The 18,305-nt window shown below is 59.0% G+C and carries 9 protein-coding genes, 2 rRNA genes and 1 pseudogene (1 of these 12 cut by a window edge); 6 read left to right on the top strand and 6 right to left on the bottom strand.

Annotation, left to right across the window (positions count from 1 at the left end):
- The 6 genes and pseudogenes from ACORLH_RS16730 to ACORLH_RS16705 form a co-directional block, all read left to right on the top strand.
- Window positions 1–2,588, top strand: a 23S ribosomal RNA gene (locus ACORLH_RS16730); it begins 245 nt to the left of the window's first position.
- A gap of 105 nt (window positions 2,589–2,693) precedes the next feature.
- Window positions 2,694–2,808, top strand: a 5S ribosomal RNA gene (gene rrf / locus ACORLH_RS16725).
- A gap of 201 nt (window positions 2,809–3,009) precedes the next feature.
- Entirely contained in the window at window positions 3,010–3,855 is an 846-nt protein-coding gene (locus ACORLH_RS16720; RefSeq protein WP_321829493.1) for a glycosyltransferase family 2 protein, read from the top strand.
- A gap of 137 nt (window positions 3,856–3,992) precedes the next feature.
- Complete coding sequence (locus ACORLH_RS16715) at window positions 3,993–6,452, top strand: calcium-binding protein (protein ID WP_321829490.1); 2,460 nt, start codon at window positions 3,993–3,995, stop codon at window positions 6,450–6,452.
- A gap of 46 nt (window positions 6,453–6,498) precedes the next feature.
- A pseudogene (locus ACORLH_RS16710) lies at window positions 6,499–8,616 on the top strand (ATP-binding cassette domain-containing protein).
- Window positions 8,613–9,905, top strand: a complete 1,293-nt coding sequence (locus ACORLH_RS16705; RefSeq protein ID WP_321829488.1) for an HlyD family efflux transporter periplasmic adaptor subunit — start codon at window positions 8,613–8,615, stop codon at window positions 9,903–9,905. The pseudogene ACORLH_RS16710 and the gene ACORLH_RS16705 overlap by 4 nt, the downstream one beginning before the upstream one ends.
- 64 nt (window positions 9,906–9,969) lie before the next feature.
- On the opposite strand, the gene ACORLH_RS16700 is transcribed toward ACORLH_RS16705, so the two are convergent.
- From ACORLH_RS16700 to ACORLH_RS16675, 6 genes are all read right to left on the bottom strand, one after another.
- Complete coding sequence (locus tag ACORLH_RS16700; protein WP_321829487.1) at window positions 9,970–11,640, bottom strand: methyl-accepting chemotaxis protein; 1,671 nt, start codon at window positions 11,638–11,640, stop codon at window positions 9,970–9,972.
- 401 nt (window positions 11,641–12,041) lie between these two features.
- Complete coding sequence (locus tag ACORLH_RS16695; RefSeq protein ID WP_321829485.1) at window positions 12,042–12,839, bottom strand: heme ABC transporter ATP-binding protein; 798 nt, start codon at window positions 12,837–12,839, stop codon at window positions 12,042–12,044.
- 1 nt (window position 12,840) lies between these two features.
- Complete coding sequence (locus ACORLH_RS16690; protein WP_321829483.1) at window positions 12,841–13,914, bottom strand: iron ABC transporter permease; 1,074 nt, start codon at window positions 13,912–13,914, stop codon at window positions 12,841–12,843.
- Window positions 13,914–14,786 carry a heme/hemin ABC transporter substrate-binding protein gene (locus tag ACORLH_RS16685; protein ID WP_321829481.1) on the bottom strand — a complete coding sequence of 291 codons (873 nt, stop codon included), beginning with the start codon at window positions 14,784–14,786 and terminating at the stop codon, window positions 13,914–13,916. The genes ACORLH_RS16690 and ACORLH_RS16685 overlap by 1 nt, the downstream gene beginning before the upstream one ends.
- Complete coding sequence (locus tag ACORLH_RS16680; RefSeq protein WP_321829479.1) at window positions 14,783–15,856, bottom strand: hemin-degrading factor; 1,074 nt, start codon at window positions 15,854–15,856, stop codon at window positions 14,783–14,785. Before ACORLH_RS16680 ends, ACORLH_RS16685 begins: the two co-directional genes overlap by 4 nt.
- 76 nt (window positions 15,857–15,932) lie before the next feature.
- Window positions 15,933–18,008 (bottom strand): TonB-dependent receptor domain-containing protein, encoded by a 2,076-nt coding sequence (locus ACORLH_RS16675; protein WP_321829477.1) that lies wholly within the window; start codon window positions 18,006–18,008, stop codon window positions 15,933–15,935.
- Between the last annotated feature and the right edge of the window lie 297 nt (window positions 18,009–18,305).

Genomic DNA, 18,305 nt, shown 5'->3' with positions numbered 1-18,305 from the left:
ACCCGGAGGAAAGGAAATCAACAGATACTCCCCTAGTAGCGGCGAGCGAACGGGGACCAGCCGAGCCTTGAGAGTGACCAGAACAATCTGGAAAGATTGACCATAGTGGGTGACAGTCCCGTATGGGAAGCTCGATAGGACGTATTAAGTAAGGCGGGACACGTGAAATCCTGTCTGAACATCGGGGGACCACCCTCGAAGGCTAAGTACTCCTTACTGACCGATAGTGAACCAGTACCGTGAGGGAAAGGTGAAAAGCACCCCGACGAGGGGAGTGAAACAGTACCTGAAACCGAACGCCTACAATCAGTCGGAGGCTCCTTGCGAGCTGACGGCGTACCTTTTGTATAATGGGTCATCGACTTGGTCTCACGAGCAAGCTTAAGCCGTTAGGTGTAGGCGCAGCGAAAGCGAGTCTTAATAGGGCGAATGAGTTCGTGGGATCAGACCCGAAACCGAGTGATCTAGGCATGACCAGGCTGAAGGTAAGGTAACACTTACTGGAGGGCCGAACCCACACCTGTTGAAAAAGGTCGGGATGAGTTGTGCCTAGGGGTGAAAGGCCAATCAAACTCGGAGATAGCTGGTTCTCTGCGAAATCTATTTAGGTAGAGCGTCATCCGAATACCCCGGGGGGTAGAGCACTGGATGGGTAATGGGGCCCCACAGGCTTACTGATCCTAACCAAACTCCGAATACCCGGGAGTACTAGATGGCAGACACACGGCGGATGCTAACGTCCGTCGTGGAGAGGGAAACAACCCTGACCTCCAGCTAAGGCCCCTAATTCATGGCTAAGTGGGAAAGCAGGTGGGACGACCAAAACAACCAGGAGGTTGGCTTAGAAGCAGCCATCCTTTAAAGATAGCGTAACAGCTCACTGGTCTAAATAAGTTGTCCTGCGGCGAAGATGTAACGGGGCTCAAGCCATGAGCCGAAGCTGAGGATGCACATAGTGCATGGTAGCAGAGCGTAGTGTGACATAGCTCCAATCCTCTTTAGCGATCCTCGGATCGCCTTGGAGGATAAGGAGCTTTCTGTGAAGCCGGCGCGTGAGCGATCCGGTGGAGAGATCACTAGTGAGAATGATGACATGAGTAGCGACAAACAGGGTGAGAGACCCTGTCGCCGAAAGTCCAAGGGTTCCTGCTTAAAGCTAATCTGAGCAGGGTAAGCCGGCCCCTAAGGCGAGGCCGAAAGGCGTAGTCGATGGGAACTAGGTTAATATTCCTAGGCCGTGAGGTGGTGACGGATCACAGAGGTAGTTCAGGCTTAACGGATTGTCTGGGCTGCTGAGTGGTCCCTGGAAATAGCCCCTCTTTAAGACCGTACCCTAAACCGACACAGGTGGACTGGTAGAGTATACCAAGGCGCTTGAGAGAACGATGTTGAAGGAACTCGGCAAAATACCTCCGTAAGTTCGCGAGAAGGAGGCCCAGTTTCTAGGCAACTAGTGGCTGGGGGCACAAACCAGGGGGTGGCGACTGTTTACTAAAAACACAGGGCTCTGCGAAGTCGCAAGACGACGTATAGGGTCTGACGCCTGCCCGGTGCCGGAAGGTTAAAAGGAGATGTGAGAGCGTCGAATTGAAGCCCCGGTAAACGGCGGCCGTAACTATAACGGTCCTAAGGTAGCGAAATTCCTTGTCGGGTAAGTTCCGACCTGCACGAATGGCGTAACGACTTCCCCGCTGTCTCCAACATCGACTCAGCGAAATTGAATTGCCTGTCAAGATGCAGGCTTCCCGCGGTTAGACGGAAAGACCCCGTGCACCTTTACTACAGCTTCGCACTGGCATCAGGCACAATATGTGCAGGATAGGTGGTGGGCTTTGAAACCAGGACGCCAGTCCTGGTGGAGCCTCCCTTGAGATACCACCCTTATTCTGCTTGATGTCTAACCGCGGTCCGTTATCCGGATCCGGGACCCTGCGTGGCGGGTAGTTTGACTGGGGCGGTCGCCTCCTAAAGAGTAACGGAGGCGCGCGAAGGTTGGCTCAGAGCGGTCGGAAATCGCTCGTTGAGTGCAATGGCAGAAGCCAGCCTGACTGCGAGACTGACAAGTCGAGCAGAGTCGAAAGACGGCCATAGTGATCCGGTGGTCCCGCGTGGAAGGGCCATCGCTCAACGGATAAAAGGTACGCCGGGGATAACAGGCTGATACTGCCCAAGAGTCCATATCGACGGCAGTGTTTGGCACCTCGATGTCGGCTCATCTCATCCTGGGGCTGGAGCAGGTCCCAAGGGTATGGCTGTTCGCCATTTAAAGAGGTACGTGAGCTGGGTTTAGAACGTCGTGAGACAGTTCGGTCCCTATCTGCCGTGGGTGTAGGATACTTGAGAGGAGTTGCCCCTAGTACGAGAGGACCGGGGTGAACGTTCCACTGGTGGACCAGTTATCGTGCCAACGGTAGTGCTGGGTAGCTATGAACGGAAAGGATAACCGCTGAAGGCATCTAAGCGGGAAGCCCCCCTCAAAACAAGGTATCCCTGAGGACCGTGGTAGACCACCACGTCGATAGGCCAGAGATGTAAGTGCGGTAACGCATTCAGTTGACTGGTACTAATGGTCCGATAGGCTTGATTTGATCCAGTAAAAGTAAGACAAATCAAAAGCATACACACCTAAGTGAAAACACTTGGACAACAGTTGATATCAGGGCTAACAAAATTGCCCCTTGGTATTTATTCGGTTTGGTGGTCATAGCACGAGTGAAACACCCGATCCCATCCCGAACTCGGAAGTTAAGCACCGAAGCGCCGATGGTACTGCGTCTTAAGGCGTGGGAGAGTAGGTCACCGCCAAACCTAATAAATACCAAATCCTCTCTAATCGATACTAAACCCAAAACACCGAACAACGGCCGCCCAAAAAAGGGCGGCCGTCGGCGTTTCAAGGGGCCCCATATATGTCCTGATACCTCTGCAATTGTTGACCACAACGGTACATCGCGTACCGTGGCCAGTGGATTGAGAGATGTATTGCCTGTGCGAATTTGCGCTTTGACCATGGCCCATCGCGATTATTGGGCCCTGAAGGTTTGGTACGCCTATTACGGGGCACAGCTGGGCCATGAAAACCTGTATATCATCGAGCACGGTCATGACCCGCGCTATCGCAGGCTGTTCCCTGAGGCGAACTTCGTCACCTATCCGCGCGATCTGAGGGGGCAGAGTTTTGACGCTGAGCGTTATGACTTCATGGATTTGATACAGGCGGAACTGTGCCAGGACTATTCCCACATCATCCGGACGGATGCGGATGAGATAATTGCCTATGATGTGAAGCGCTATGACGGGTTTGAAGACCTGGCGGCACAGTGTGATGGCTTCCTGATGGCTACGGGGCTGCAACTGGTTGACGACGGGCGTAACCTGTTTCGGGGGCCGGGGGATATCAGGCTGCCTAAACGGGCTGTCTTTGATAGCCGCTACAGCAAAGCCTGGCTGACAGATGGTGATTGGAAGCTGCGCGATCATGGTGTTGTTGCTAAATCGGGGCACCAACGATCTGTATCGCATCATCTGGTGGAGGGGGTGTATCTGCTGCATCTGAAATACGCCAATGCACGCGCGCTGGAACACCAGAGTGCTGTGCGTGCAGGGGTGCTTTCCCGAGATGATGCAAACAATTTGACGCAAATGTGGGGGAACGACGCCACCTATCATGTGTTGATAGAGAAACATGCAGCGGGTGAGTTACGTGATTTTGCCAGGCTGGATGCCTTGGCGCGCGACCATGCCGTTACCAACACACAAGCCGCTGATGACAATAAGATATTCAGGGTCAAACGTGGGTTCTGGAAAGGCCCGGCACATTTGCCCCGTAGGGTCATCAGGTCAATGCAGGGATAAGCGCCACCCAGAAAATCTACGGTATTTGAGGAAAATACAGATCACATATTCCCGCAAGGCGGCACCTTGCTGGTAAGATGTTAACCCCTTGCCCCTAACCTCTTGAGGAACGCAATCCCAGAGACTGAGGTGTGCAGATGGCGAATGGTGGTGAAACCCCGATCAGTGATCCGGTGAAAGAATTCATCGGGACCACGGATGACAACCAGATCATTGACGGCGTCCAGAACGCGGCGGGGCAGACCCTGCGCGAAAAACTGGCTGAGGCTGATAAGGTCAACGGCCATGCGGGCGATGATGACATCAGCACCGGCGCGGGCAATGACCTGGCCGCGGGCGACATGGTTGGGGATGAATGGTCCTATGTTGACGGGAAATGGGTCTTCAATCCTGCGGCTGTGCAGGTCAGCGATCTCGGGCTCACCCGTTCCTATGATGACAATATTCGCACCGGTGACGGGGATGACGTGCTGCTGGGCAACGGTGGCGATGATACGCTCAGCGCCGGGCGTGGGGATGATACGATCAACGCGGGCCGTGGCGACGATCATGCCTTTGGCGGAGAGGGCGATGACCTCCTCAACCTTGAGCAGGGCAATGACCTGGCCGAGGGGGGATTGGGCGCTGACACCGTCAATGCCGGGGATGGGGATGACATCGTCTATGGCGACCTGAAAGGCGGCAATATCCTTGCCGACGGCAGCGACGGGCTCACCAGTTTTTCGCAATATGGCGACAGCCCGGGCTGGGTGATGGCGGATGAGGACGGTGTTGAGACCATCTCCCAATCTGCCAACACCGTCGCTGGGGAGGCTTATACGATTTCGTTCGAGCTGGCGGCGAACCTCAGCGGAGGACATGGCTGCGGTCAGGTTGAGGTCCTGTGGAATGGTGAGGTTGTCGGCACGGTCGAAACAACATCAGGGGTTTACGAAACCCATGAGATTGAAGTGGTGAGCACCGGCGAAGAGGGCCAGCTGTCCTTCCGCGCGGTCCCGCCGGAAGGCAGCGTTGATTATGATTTCAGCGGTCCGGTGGTCAGCTATGACAAAACCGTCTCACTTGGTGGGCAGGATGTTTCTGTTGACGCTTTCGCCCCGGGGCAGCCGGTGCTGTATCAGGCGATTGATGGCCATCTGAAGGCCTTTGATGTTGAGGCGCGGTCTTATGTGGATGTGGGGGATCCGCCGGGGTTCAAAATCAACGCCGTGGGGTTCAACGCCGAAGATGATCTGATTTATGGCGTTGCCAAATCAAAAGGCGTGGATGCGCTTGGTAATGAGGTCAGCACCAATGATATCGTAATGCTGGATGCTTCTGGCGCCGCTTACCGGGTTGGTGACGGATTTTACGGCGACTATGTTGGCGACTTTGATGACAGCGGCAACCTTTGGACGTTTCATTCGTCCCTGGATCGGATCAGCGTGGTCGATGTGGACAGCCGCGATGCCGACGGTAACCCCGATATTCAGCATTTCCACCTGCCGAAAGGCCTGTTCACCGACCGCACCTATGATCTGGCCTATAACTCTGAGGATGGCAATTTCTATGCGGTGGTGTCACCGGGGCAGAATGGCGCTGCGGGCAAGGTGGTAAAAATTGATGTCAGCGCGGTTGCCGCTGGTGGTGAGCCGACCTTTAGTGAGGTTCCGATCACCGGCACGCTTTATGGTGACACCATGGAAAGCGGCATGGCCAAGGGGGCCTATGGCGCGGTCTTCCTGGATGGCGATGGCAACCTCTACTACGGGCTGAACAAAGGCGATCACGATCTCGATGCCAGCACCGGCAGTCAGGGCGCGATCTTCAAGGTCAATGTCGATTGGGATCTTGGTCAGGCCTATTCTGAGTTCATGTCCGAAGCGCAATCCACCGGGTCAAACGACGGTACGGTCGATCCACGTTCGGCGGATGCCTTTACCGAAATTGACGCCGAGGCGCCGGTTCTGCTGCGCAACCCGCAGCTGATCCAGACTGAGGGTGGCAATGATGATCTTCGTGGCGGCGCGGGGGATGATCAGCTCTTTGGCAATGCAGGCGATGACACTTTGCAGGGCGGCGAAGGGGAGGATCGCCTGTCTGGTGATCAGGGCAATGACAACATCAGCGGCGGCACCGGGGATGACACGGCCTCAGGCGGGGCGGGCAATGACTCGATTCGCGGTCAGGAAGGCGATGATGTGATCAGCGGCGATGAGGGGCGTGATTTCCTCAATGCCGGCAGTGGCGATGACCGTGTCGATGGGGGTGAGGGCGCTGATAAGATTGTCGGCGGCACCGGATCCGACACCATCGAAGGGGGCGCGGGCAATGACCACCTCTGGGGGGGCAATTGGCGCGGCGACGGCACCACCGATACCTTTGTGGTCTCAGGCGGTGCGGGGCGCGACATCATCCATGACTTTGAGGCGGACCATGACCGGATTGACCTGACGGCCTATGGGCTGGAGTTCAGTGAGGTTGAAGCGGCCCTGGCGGATCGCGGCTGGGCCACGGAACTGGATCTGAGCGCGCTGACCGGCGGGGAAAGCGGCGACAAGCTGTTGTTGAAATCGGTGAATGTCGACGATCTGGATGAAAGCAATTTCATCTTGTGAAACCGCTTCACTTTGACCGTCGTACCGTTGAGTGCAGGGGGCTGCCATGAATGCCTATCGTCATTTGCAACGTGCCCTGCCTCCGCTCTTGGTGTTTTCACTGGTGAGCAATCTGGCGGTGCTGATCAGCCCGCTGTTCATGATGCAGGTGCTGGATCGGGTCATTCCCAGCGGCAATACGGCTACCTTGTTGCTGCTGGGCGGCCTGGCGCTGGCTGCTTTGTCGCTGCAGGCCGGGGTGGAATGGGGGCGTGATCTCGCGTTGCGGCGCCTCTCAACCTGGGCTGAGGCGTTGGGAACTGGCCACGTTGTCGCAACCGCAGGTCAGTCGCCGAAAGGACAGTCCGCCGCATCGCAAACCGACCGTGGTGAGATCGATCGCATTGCGGGGCTGTCTCAGGCGCTGGCCAGCCCGGCCGCCACAGCCGGGCTCAGCCTGCCCTGGCTGCCCTTTTTCCTATTGGCCTTGTGGCTTATTCACCCGGGCTTCCTGCTGTTGCTGCTTGGTTTGCTGAGTCTCTTCGGATTGGCCCGTCTGGTGGAACGTCAGATGACCCGCGCCGGCAGCAGTGCGCTCATCAGATTGCAACAGCAGGAGGCGGCTGTTCTGCAGCACGCGGGGGATTTCGCCGGACGTCTGGGCGTTGCGATGATTGAGCAGAACCTCCTGCAGCGGTTTCAGCGGCTGCAGAGCGCTCGCCACCGTCAAAGCGATCAACTGGCGGGCTATCAAACAGCCCTCGCCGGGATCAGCAGCTGGTTGCGCAGCCTTGGCCAGATCATGGCACTGGGGCTTGGCGCCTTTCTGGTGACGCAAAATGCGTTGAGTGCTGGGGGCATGATCGCGGCATCCTTGATCCTCAGCCGGACCTATGCCGCCTTTGAAGCTGTAGCAACGCAATGGCCGGTGATCCGGCAGGCGCTTTCAGACTATGTCGCGCTCAGCAAAGGGGGCGATGCCGCTGAGCCGCCCCCTGTTGAGATCCCGGAGTTTTCGGGCACTCTGCGGGCTGAGGGGCTGATTGTGCCGCGCGGCGGCGGCGCCCCGCCTTTGCTAGACCGGGTGTCCTTTGCGCTGGATCCGGGCGAATGTCTGGCGAGTGTCGGCAGTTCCGGGTCGGGAAAAACAACCCTCCTGCAGGCGATATCAGGTGTCGCACCTGCGCCCATCGGATCGGCCTTTCTGGACCAAAGCGAATTGCGCGCATTGCGGCGGCAGAACCTATACCGCGCCACCGGATATTTGCCGCAGCGGGCGGAACTGGTTGCCGGCAGCATTGCGTAAAACATCGCCTGTTTTGAGCCCGAGTGGCAGGATGCGCAGGTGATTGAGGCGGCCAAAGCCGCAGGCGTGCATGGGTTGATCGCGGCCTTGCCGGATGGCTATGAGAGCGATCTGGCGCAGGCACCATACCTTTTGTCGGCAGGGCAGGTGCAGCGGGTTGCCCTGGCGCGCGCGCTTTATACCAAACCCAAATATCTGTTTCTGGATGAACCAAACGCGCTGCTCGATGGCGATGGGGAACGGGCGCTGGCGCAGACCTTACTGCGGCTCAAGGCTGAGGGGACCACCATCGTGATGGTGCTGCACCGGTCCGGGTTGATGGGGCTGGCGGATAAGATCCTGCGGCTGGAACAGGGCCGGGTGATTGACTTCGGCGCCCGGGCCGAGGTTCTGGCCCGGCTCAGTGGCAACCGGCGGCGCATGGCGCTGCCTTTGTTGGCGTCTTCACTGCAGGATCTGCGTGATTGGGTGGCCTCGCAATTTACCCGCTCCAGTGATGAGGCCTTTAGCCAAAAGGCGCAGCTGGTCGCGATGGAGCTGTTCCACCTTGCGCTGGCACAGGCGCCATCGCCGCAGCAGGACCATCCCTCGGTCGAATTTTCCCTGAAGTTTCTGAATGAATTGGAATGTGAGTTGCGCATGGTCGGTGCTGGTGATGCGGACCTGGAGGAGAAGATGGTGCGGGTGCGCAAACAGCTGGCCACCGGGCGCGAACCTTCCGGGGATCAGCCCCGCGATGAAATGGCCTTGGCGGCGGTCAGCCAGATGAGCCAGAGCTTCGCCCTGCACACACAAGAGGATGTGACGGTGTTTCACGTCGCGCTGCATGCTGATCGTGGCGGACTGGGCCAGCGACAACTGCAGGAGCGGATCAATTGAGCCAATCACCCCCCGCCATCCACAGTGCTTTGCCACCTCAGGTCATGGGGCCGATCTATCGCAGCGGCCTGGCCCTGCTGGCCTTTCTGGCGGCCGTGGCGCTCTGGGCGGTGTTCGCGCCTTTGGCCAGCACCCTAAGCCTCAGCGGCAAACTGGTGTCGGCGCAGCCTGCGGTGGTTCTGCAGCACCCCTACGGTGGACTGGTGGCGGAGGTGGCTGTGAAACGCCATGACCGCGTGGAGCAGGGGGCGCTGTTGCTGCGCCTTGATACCTCCCTGGAGGCCGCGCAGGTTGACGCGACAGAGGCGCTGCAAGGCCGGCTGTCGCAGGAAAATGCTATTATCGCCGCGCTGTTGGACAGGGCGTCAGCGCCGCATGCTGTTGATCCTGACCCAGAGGGCGGCACATCGCCGTTCAAGCTGCGGGCGCGACAGGCGATGGTGCAACAAGCGACCAAAAAGGCCAGTGCGGAAAGCCTGACCCGACAGGCGGCGGCGTTACAGGAAAAAATCGCCATCACGGAGGCCCAGCTGACCGGCATGCAGGCCCGGGCGGACCGGCAGGATGCGCTGTTGCAGAAAGGTCTGTTAAAACGCAAAGAGGGGGAGGCGCTGGCGGAACAGATCCTCATCGTGCAGGCTGAGGTGCAGGGCGACCGGGTGGAATTGGTCGCCTTGCAGGATCAGGCGCAGCAGGTTGCGGCGCAGGCGGATCTGGTGATGTTGCAGCTGCGCGAAGGGCTGCGCAGCACCATAGCGGCGAATGAAAAACAGCTGGAGGATATTGGCAAAACCCTGCTGTCGTTGCGCGATCGCGTGGCGCGCGCTGAGGTCCGCGCGCCGGTGGCGGGCATGGTGACGGAGTTGAGCCTGGAGTCCGGCAACAGCTACGCCAATCGCGGCGCCACGCTGGTTGCCTTGGCGCAACCGCTGGACCGACCGCATGTGGCCTTTACCGTGCCGGTGTCACACATTGACCAGCTGCAGCCCGGCATGTCGGGGCGGTTGGTTTTGACCAGTCTGCCGCAACGAGCGATGCCGGTGATTGATGTCACTGTGGCAGCGATTTCACCACGTGCGGTGCTGGATGACAGCGGCCAGCCCATGGGATACGCGGGGCGGGCGGATCTGTCGGCTGCGGCGGCAGACCGGTTGCAAAGGGCGCTGGGGCAGTTGCGCCTGTCTGAGGATATGCCGGTTCAGCTGATCATTGAGGTGCGCCAGACAACCTTGGCTGAATACCTGCTAAAACCCTTTGCTGCGGCGTTCCGCAATGCCCTGCAGGATTAGGCATGAAAACGCCGCCCCGGGGTCCGGGACGGCGCTGCGACAGGTGCGAGTGTCCGATCGGGTGTCAGGCTGCTTTGCTGTTGGCCGGGGTGAAATCCACCTCATCCGCGTCATCGCCAAGATCCAGTGAGATCCCAGTGGAGGACTGCGGCGCCGCGGCTGCGGGGCCAGGGGCTGCGGCCACCGGTATGGCAGGGGCGGCAGGTGCGTTTGCACTTGGCGCGGGGCTGTCAACCTGACCAGCCTCACCCAGATCAAAGACGCTGATGGCTTCGCGCAGCATCCGGGCCTGTCCCGCCAGCTCCTCGGCGGTCACCGAAAGCTCCTCAGAGGCGGCGGTGTTGGTCTGGGTGGAACAATCCACCTGGCCCACAACAATGCCGATCTGTTCGATGCCTTTGGTGATTTCTGAGTTCGAGGTGGAGATGTTGGACACCAGTTTGGAGGTATTGGTGATGCTTGGCACCAGTTCATCCATCATGGTCATCGCAGTTTGCGAGGATTCCACCGTCACAGAGGTGAGCGTGTTGATTTCAGCGGCCGCTTCCTGGCTGCGCTCCGCCAACTTGCGAACCTCAGATGCAACGACCGCAAAACCACGTCCATGCTCGCCCGCCCGCGCGGCCTCCACCGCGGCGTTCAGTGCCAGAAGGTCGGTCTGGCGGGCGATTTCCTGCACCACTTGGATCTTCTCGACGATGCTGTCCATGTGTTTGGTCGCTTCGTTCACCGCGTGACCACTGTTGCGCGCCATTTCCGCCGCTTCGCTGGCCAGAGTTTCGGTCTGATGCGCATTGTCCGCGGTGCTGGAGATGCTGGCGGCGATTTCCTCAACCGAGGCCGAGGCCTCTTCTGTGGCGGCTGCCTGAGTGATCGAAACCTCCTGCAGCTGGTTTGAGGTGGCGGAGATCTGGATCGCGCCGGCAGCCACGTTTGAGGCGGAACTGGTCACATCACCAACGGTGCGCCGCAGGTCTTCGACCATCCGGTTCAGGTCCGTCAGCAGCTCACCAATTTCATCTTTACGGCGGTTTTCGACCGTCGCGGTCAGATTACCGTCCGCCACCTGTTTGCTGAGCGTTTTGGCCGAATTCAGGCCGCGGCTGATGGAGCGCACCATGCTGAAACCCACCAGAAGGCTGAACACCAGCGCACCGATGATGATGCCAACCAGTTCAAACCAGGCGAGGTTATATTCCTGTTCAGAACGCTGCACCTCTTCTTCAAGGATGATGCTTTCCTCTTCCGAGAAGTCATGGATCAGCTTCAGGATGGCCTTGTCGAACTTGCCACCATCGATCACCAGTTTCAGCGCCGCCTCTTCCAGCTTGCCCTCTTTGAACAGGGCGATCACTTCGGCATTTACGGCCTCCAGCTGGGTGCGCAGCGCAACGAATTTGTCCAGCACCGCCACCTCTTTGGAAGACGCATGTCCATAGGAGGTTTTGATCAGTTCTTCTTCTTCATGTTCCAGCGCTTCCAGTTCATGCTCGATCTGGTCATGCAGCGGGCCTTTGTCGATCATCACATAATCCCGCATCAGGTTCTGAATGCGTTCTTGGATGATGGCCAGTTCATCAAGGTCGCGCAGCGCTTGGAAATCTTCGTGCACGATCTTGTCGTTTCGATCTTTCAGGATGGCCATCTCTTTCAGGGAGATGACGCCGATAATGACAATAAGGGTTGTTAATAACGTAAAAGACAGAGCCAATTTGGCTTTGATAGATAGGGTCATACTGAGTACTCGCACTAAGGGGTCGGGGTCAGGGTCGTACAAGCGCGCCCGTTGGTGGAAATAAAACTGCACCTAAGACGCTTACATTGTACTACGGACTCCAAAAGCGCATGTTTTAGAACATCTTTGGGTAGTTTTCGAAAATCTTGCTACCATTTTTGATTTTCTGCTGCTTTTTCAGAAGCATGAACATCTATGCGTGTTTCAAATAATGAAAAAGAAAATTACCTTAGGTAAATCAATTTGCGCAGGCCGCGATTAAGTTGTGTGGCGATTTGGGGGTGAACGGAAGGGTTTGTTTCAGCCAGTCAGATCTGGGGCTGCTGCCACAGGTGAAACATTGGGGGAAACGTTGGGGGCAGGCGGGCCGCAAAAGGTCACGGCCCAGCCATATGTGTGGTTCAGCCAGCTTCGGCGGCTTGCGGCAGGATCCAGGCGCCGCCCTGCGGGGGCAGGGTGTTGACCTGCAGCTGGCAATGATAGGCCGCGCTCAGCCGTTCATTGGTCAGCACCTGATCAGGGGTGCCTGTGGCGCGGATTGCGCCGGCGTCCATCAGCGTGACCTGATCGGCGAACATCGCGGTGAGGTTCAGATCATGCATCACCGCGATCACCCCGCCGCCTGCGGCGGCATAATCACGGGCCAATTGCATCACCACCAGCTGGTGACCGATATCAAGTGCTGAGACGGGTTCATCAAGGAACAGCCAGCGGGGCTGACCCTCCAGCATCGGTTCCCAGATCTGCACCAGCACCCGGGCCAGCTGCACCCGCTGTTTTTCCCCCCCAGACAGATCGTGGAAATGACGCCCCTCAAACCCGGCCAGCCCGACCCGCGCCAGTGCCTCCAGCGGCAGCCGGTCGCTCATATCAGGGGTGTCCGAGGCCAGGCCGGCGGTCAGACCAAGACGCACCACTTCCAGCACGGTGAAGGGGAAGGCCAGGTTGGCCGCCTGCGGCAGCACCGCCCGCATCATCGCCAGCTGATGGGCTTTGATACGGGCGCAGTCATGACCGTTCATCATGACGCTGCCTTTGTAAGGCAATTCACCCGTCAGGGCGCGCAACAGTGTGGTTTTGCCGGATCCATTGGGGCCGACAATCGCTGTAAGCTGGCCTGCACGGGCGGTGAAATCAACGCCGTGCAGGATTTCCTTGCGGCCCAGTTTGACGTGGATGTCTTTGGCAATAAGCTCCATCTTACATCTCCACCAGATTGCGGTTTTTCAGCAAGATCCACAGGAAAAATGGCCCGCCAAGCGCGGCGGTCACGATCCCGATCGGCAGTTCCGCCGGGGCAATCACGCTGCGTGAAATCGCATCTGCCAGCAGCAGGGTCACCGCCCCCAGAAGGGCCGCGTTGACCAGCAGGCCGCGATGATCCGGGCCCTGTACCAAGCGTAGCAGGTGCGGCACCACGATGCCGACAAAACCGATGCCACCAGTCACTGCGACCGAGGCGCCGACCGATCCCGCGACGGTCAGGATGGCGATCCGCTTCATCTTTTGCACGTCGATGCCCAGATGGCTGGCGGCGGCCTCGCCCAAGGCCAATGCGTTCAGGGCGCGGGCCAGAAAGGGCGCGGCGATCAGGGTCAGCAGGATGATCGGGGCCGAGGCGGTGAATTTCGCCCAGGAGGCGCCTGCAACCGATCCCATGCCCCAGAAGGTCAGATCGCGCAGCTGGTCGTCCGTGGCGTAATACACAATCAGCCCGGTCAGCGCGCCGGTCAGCGCGCCAAGCGCGATCCCGGCCAGCAACATGGTGGCAACGGATGTGCGCCCCCCCCGGGTGGCAATGCCATAGAGCAGCAACGTGGTGGCCCAGCTGCCGAGGAAAGCGGCGAATGGAACCAGGTAGTTGCCAACCAGCGCGATCACCGCAACAGGCAGGTAGCCGCCCAGCACAATCGCCGCCACTGCGCCAAAACCCGCACCGGCGCTGACGCCGACCAGACCAGGATCTGCCAGCGGGTTGCGGAACAGGCCCTGCATCACAGCGCCCGAAACCGCCAGCGCCGCGCCGACCAACACGCCCGTCAGCATCCGGGGCATCCGAATGTCCCAGACAATGATCTGATCACGCACGGACCCGGTGCCCGTGAGGGCAGCCAGCACATCCGTCTGATCCGCAGCACCCCAACCAAGGCTGAGCAACATCGTCAGCCCAAGGGCGCCAAGCAGAATAAAGCTGAGTAAACGGGAGAGGCTGCGGCGGTCCCCCGCCACAGCCTTTTGGCCCAAAGCAGGGCCAGCATTGGTATGTGTCGACATCAGTGAGACACGGCCTCATCACCGTAGATAGCCAGATGCAACTCGCGCGCAAACTCGGCGGTGCGCGGGCCAAAGCCAAGGGCTGCACCGTTGATCACATGGAAGGCCCCGTTCTTGCCTGCCGGAGTTGGCACAATGGCAGGCAGGGCAAGGATTTCCTCCTTGCGGCCCGCGTGATCGCCGCGGCCGCTCATCATCAGCACCAGATCAGGCTGCGCTTCGATGATGGCTTCGTCGTTCACCAGTTTGTAGCCCTCATAGGACTCGGCCATGACATTGGTTGCGCCGGCCAGCGTGATGATGCCATCCGCGCCGGTGTTACGGCCTGCAACGTTCAGGCGGCCACCGTCGTTTGACAGGATGAACATCACCCGTTTCTTACGGCCCACCTTGGCAATTTCGCCCGCCAGCGCGGCAAGGTCTGCTTCGACCTCACCTGCTAGGGTCTCTGCCTTGTCTTCTGCGCCAATGGCGGTGCCGACGGTGCGGATGGCAGCGCTGACGGCCTCACCGCTGAAGCCGTCGCGGACCAGTACCACCGGAACCGATGCGGCGCGCAGCAGGTCCAGCGTTTCCACCGGGCCCGAGGTGTGGCGGGCAATGATCAGGTCAGGGCCGACAGACAGAACGCCCTCGGGCGACAGGCGGCGCATATAGCCCACGTCCGGCAGCGCCATGGCTTCAGCCGGGAACATCGAGGTGGTGTCACGGGCGATCACCCGCTCCCCTGCATCCAGCGCAAAGAGGATCTCGGTCACCGGGCCACCCACCGACACGATGGCGTCCGCGTCGGGGTAGCTTTGGTCCTCGGCCAGGACAGCGGTGGTCAGGCTGAGCGCGCAAGCGGCGCCCATCAAAAGGGAACGGATCATGCGGAAACCTCCTCGGAGTTCAGGTCAGGCAGGTCGGCGATCAGCTGGTGCCATTGTGCCAGATCGTCGTTGTCGTTTTTCGGGTCGCGCATGCCAAAGATCTGCATGATGGTCATGCCGCGTGCGTCAAAGCATTCCAGCGAAATGGCCGGGCCGCGTTTGGTCGGCTTTTCAACGGCATAGACCTCAGCGACGTGGTCATTGCGCAGGTGCAGGTCAAACCGTTCGTCCAGAACATTGACCCAGGGCCCCATGTTTTTGATGTTGTCCAGACGGCCCCAGTGGATCTGGATGTTGCCGGGGTTGCCAACAAAGAGGATGGTGCGCTGTCCGGCCTCGGACACTTTGTTGATCAGCGTCTCAACGGCAGAGATGGCCAACGGGCGCACCCATTTTTCACCAGCCACTTCGCGGTAGGCGCCCAGACGGTTCATGCCCAGCTTGCTGGTCAGACGCATGAACTGGTGGGTGTCGGTCATCTTGCCCCATTCTTCCAGCAGGATGTCACGTTTGGCGGGGTTCTGTTTGGCGGGCTCAATCGGGGCGGCTTCGACGGTCTCAACCCCTTCGGACTGATCGTCCAGCGTCAGTTCCGCAACAACCTCCGCCCAGGCGTCATGGTTGGAGCCTTCGCGCATGAAGATCTTGTGCACTGCGTCACCGGCCGCGTCAAAAACCTGCAAGGTGCGGCGGGTGCCGGTTTCGGTCACCTGATCGATGGCAAAGCCGTGCACCCAGTGTTTGGGGAAAATGCGCAGGTCAATGTCATGGCCCAGCACCATCGCCGCATGCGGGCCGGAGCGGTATTCACCATAGGTGCCCACACGTTCATGCACGGCCGAGATGTTGCGGGTCAGTGCCATCACTTCGCCCAGCTTGCTGACCAGAGGCATCAGCTGATCGGGATGTGGGTTGATACGGGTGATGGTCTCACCGTCGCGGCTGCCGACATGGGCGGCGACAAGTTCAGCTTCGGAAATGCCCAATTTCGTTGCCAGATCGCGGTCACGCATCTTGGCATTGTCGATTTTGGCCTGGCGAATGTCTGCGGCGCTGGGTTTTTGCGTCATTGGGTGTCCTCGGGAAATCTGTGTTTTTGGGTCTTTTAGACGGATGAGGCGGCCCCCGAAGGGGCCGCCCAATGGATTAGAACGTTTTCGCGAGCGAGAACTTGATGTTCCGGCCTTTGGCATTCCGGCTCGGGTTGGTCAGATATGGCCGGTAGGTGGCATCGAAGAGGTTTTCGATCCCCAGGCGCATCTCTGTGCCTTCAAACACACCCTGGTTCGGCACATAGCCCACCGACAACGCGTAGGTGGTCCAGGCGTCCGATGCTTCGGTCGCAAAGGTCATGCCCGGGATCGTCGTGGTCGACGTGCGATCATGCGCAAAGGCATGTTTCATTTCGATCGCGATATCCAGTTGGTCATCCATGAACCGTTTGCCCAAGGTCAGCTGAACGCTGTCGGCTGGGGTGTAGTTGAAGTGGTCATCGGTGCCATTGATGGTCCCGCGGGTCATTGCCGCTGCAAAGTCAGCATAGAAGGCCGGGCTGGCGTAGTTCAGTTCCAGTTCCAGACCTTCCAGATCGGCCTGCGACACGCCCGAGTAGCTGGTGCCATCCCAGATGTGCGTCTTGAAGCCGGTCAGCTTGGCCTGCAGGCGATCTTCGCCCATGAAGACATCAAAACCGTCGTAGGAGATACCAGCCTCAAAAGTGGTGGCCTTCTCGGAAACGTCGATGGTGCTGCTGCGCAGGTTGTCGATGATCGGCAGGTCTTCGTTGTAGGCGGCGGTGCCGAATACAGCAAAGGAGTCCGAGACCTCGTAGCGACCGGACAGGGCGCCGGTCCATGCCTGCGACTTGTGGCTGGTGCCGTCCGGGATCGCCGGGTAAGTGAAACAGCGGGTCGGGCCGCGGCAGACGATCGCCTCGTTGTTGTTGTAGGACGTGATGGTCTGTTTCTCAAAACGCAGCTGCGGCGTCAGGGTGAAACGATCCGACACGGTGATCTCATCAACCAGATAGAGGGAGATGCTTTCATCCGTACCACCCGGTGCGGTGCCATCGTTGTCGCCTTCGGTCGCGCCTGCGGTCAGAACAGCCTGACGCGTACGCTCTTTCAGCTCGATCCCGGCCAGCAGCTTGTGACCTGCAGCGCCGGTGTCAAACAGGGCAGTGTTTTCAATGCGCAGGCTCAGGGTTTCGGTGTCATGCGCAGTGTTGATCAGACTGTCTGCCGGATCTGCCGAGGTGATCGTCATCTTCTCGTCTTTGTAGGTAAGACGGGCTTCGAGGTCGATCAGATCGCTGTCCACGGGGTTGTAGCGATAGGCGATGTAGCCGGTGGTGTCTTCGATGGTGTTGTCCACAATCGTGTCTGACCACGCGGGGTTATACGCATCGTAGGGCACATCTTCCTGCGGGCTGGTTGTGCGGGTCAGGCCGAAGGTCAGCGTGCTGTCATCGTCAAGATTGTAGTTCAGCTTCAGCAGGCCAGACGGTGCCTGGAACGCGGTGGCTTCACGGACGTTGCCGTCACCGTCCTTGGCGCTGCCAACATCACGGTAGCCGTAGAAGGCCAGAACGTTGAACCGGTCATCCGGGGCAAAGGCCAGGATCGAGGTCGACATCACGCCGTCACCGTTGGATTCATAGCCCAGCTTCTGACGGAACGCGAAGGTGTCACCGTCAACCAGGAAATCGGTTGCGTCTTTGGTCTGCACTTCGATGGTGCCGCCCATGGCGCCCGAGGTGTAGCGGAAGCTTTCCGACGGGCCGCGGGTGACCTTCACTTCTTTGAACAGCTCAGGCTCCAGCATCAGAAGCGAACCGTTGCGGTAGATTTCTTCGGCACCCGAGGCGACGCCATCAACAATCACAGCCACTTTGCCGTCGGTCCCGTAGGTGCCAGCGGCGGCACCAAGGCCACGAATGTTCACGGCCGAACCCGATGGGGTGGTGCCGTTGATCAGCGAAACGTTCGGGATCGAGTCCAGCAGCTCGCCCATCGAGGTCGCCTGACGCGCTTCGATTTCGGCCTGGTCAACAATGGTGGTGGAGCTTGCGGTTTCGGTCTGAACGCCACGGCGGCTTTCTTCCAGAACGATTGCGTCCAGTTCGACGATTGCATCTGCGTCCTGCGCCAGCACCGGGCTGGCTAGGGTCGGTAGGGCGGTCAGACCGGCAACGGCCACCGCGACGGGTGTTTTATGCTTCATAGTCCCCTCAAAGCATTTGGTAAATCTTACGCGTGAGTGCGGCGAGATGATTTGCTGGCTTTGAGCGGGCTGATCGCGAGGTGGCTACTGATATAACCAACTAAAACTGTCAAGGATCACGACCAATCCCATTCGTATAGGGTATTTCCACAAGACGCCAGTCACTTTTCGCTGCATGTGCGAAAGATAAAAATGAGGCAATGTTCACGTTCTGGCGCGGCTATATTGAAAATAAACGATATATCGTAAATCTGTATTTTTTCATGCATTTGCATGTCTGGGTGAGAAATCGCGTCT

The organism is Thalassovita sp. (genome assembly GCF_963691685.1).
In the GTDB taxonomy this organism is placed as follows: Bacteria; Pseudomonadota; Alphaproteobacteria; order Rhodobacterales; family Rhodobacteraceae; genus Thalassobius.
This window is presented reverse-complemented; position numbering and strand designations above follow the sequence as displayed.

Excerpts from the sequence above, each read along its gene's own strand:
- ACORLH_RS16685 (WP_321829481.1), bottom strand. The coding sequence starts at position 14,786 with ATGATCCGTTCCCTTTTGATGGGCGCCGCTTGCGCGCTCAGCCTGACC.
- ACORLH_RS16680 (WP_321829479.1), bottom strand. The coding sequence starts at position 15,856 with ATGACGCAAAAACCCAGCGCCGCAGACATTCGCCAGGCCAAAATCGAC.
- ACORLH_RS16695 (WP_321829485.1), bottom strand. The coding sequence starts at position 12,839 with ATGGAGCTTATTGCCAAAGACATCCACGTCAAACTGGGCCGCAAGGAA.
- ACORLH_RS16700 (WP_321829487.1), bottom strand. The coding sequence starts at position 11,640 with ATGACCCTATCTATCAAAGCCAAATTGGCTCTGTCTTTTACGTTATTA.
- ACORLH_RS16690 (WP_321829483.1), bottom strand. The coding sequence starts at position 13,914 with ATGTCGACACATACCAATGCTGGCCCTGCTTTGGGCCAAAAGGCTGTG.
- ACORLH_RS16720 (WP_321829493.1), top strand. The coding sequence starts at position 3,010 with ATGGCCCATCGCGATTATTGGGCCCTGAAGGTTTGGTACGCCTATTAC.
- ACORLH_RS16715 (WP_321829490.1), top strand. The coding sequence starts at position 3,993 with ATGGCGAATGGTGGTGAAACCCCGATCAGTGATCCGGTGAAAGAATTC.
- ACORLH_RS16675 (WP_321829477.1), bottom strand. The coding sequence starts at position 18,008 with ATGAAGCATAAAACACCCGTCGCGGTGGCCGTTGCCGGTCTGACCGCC.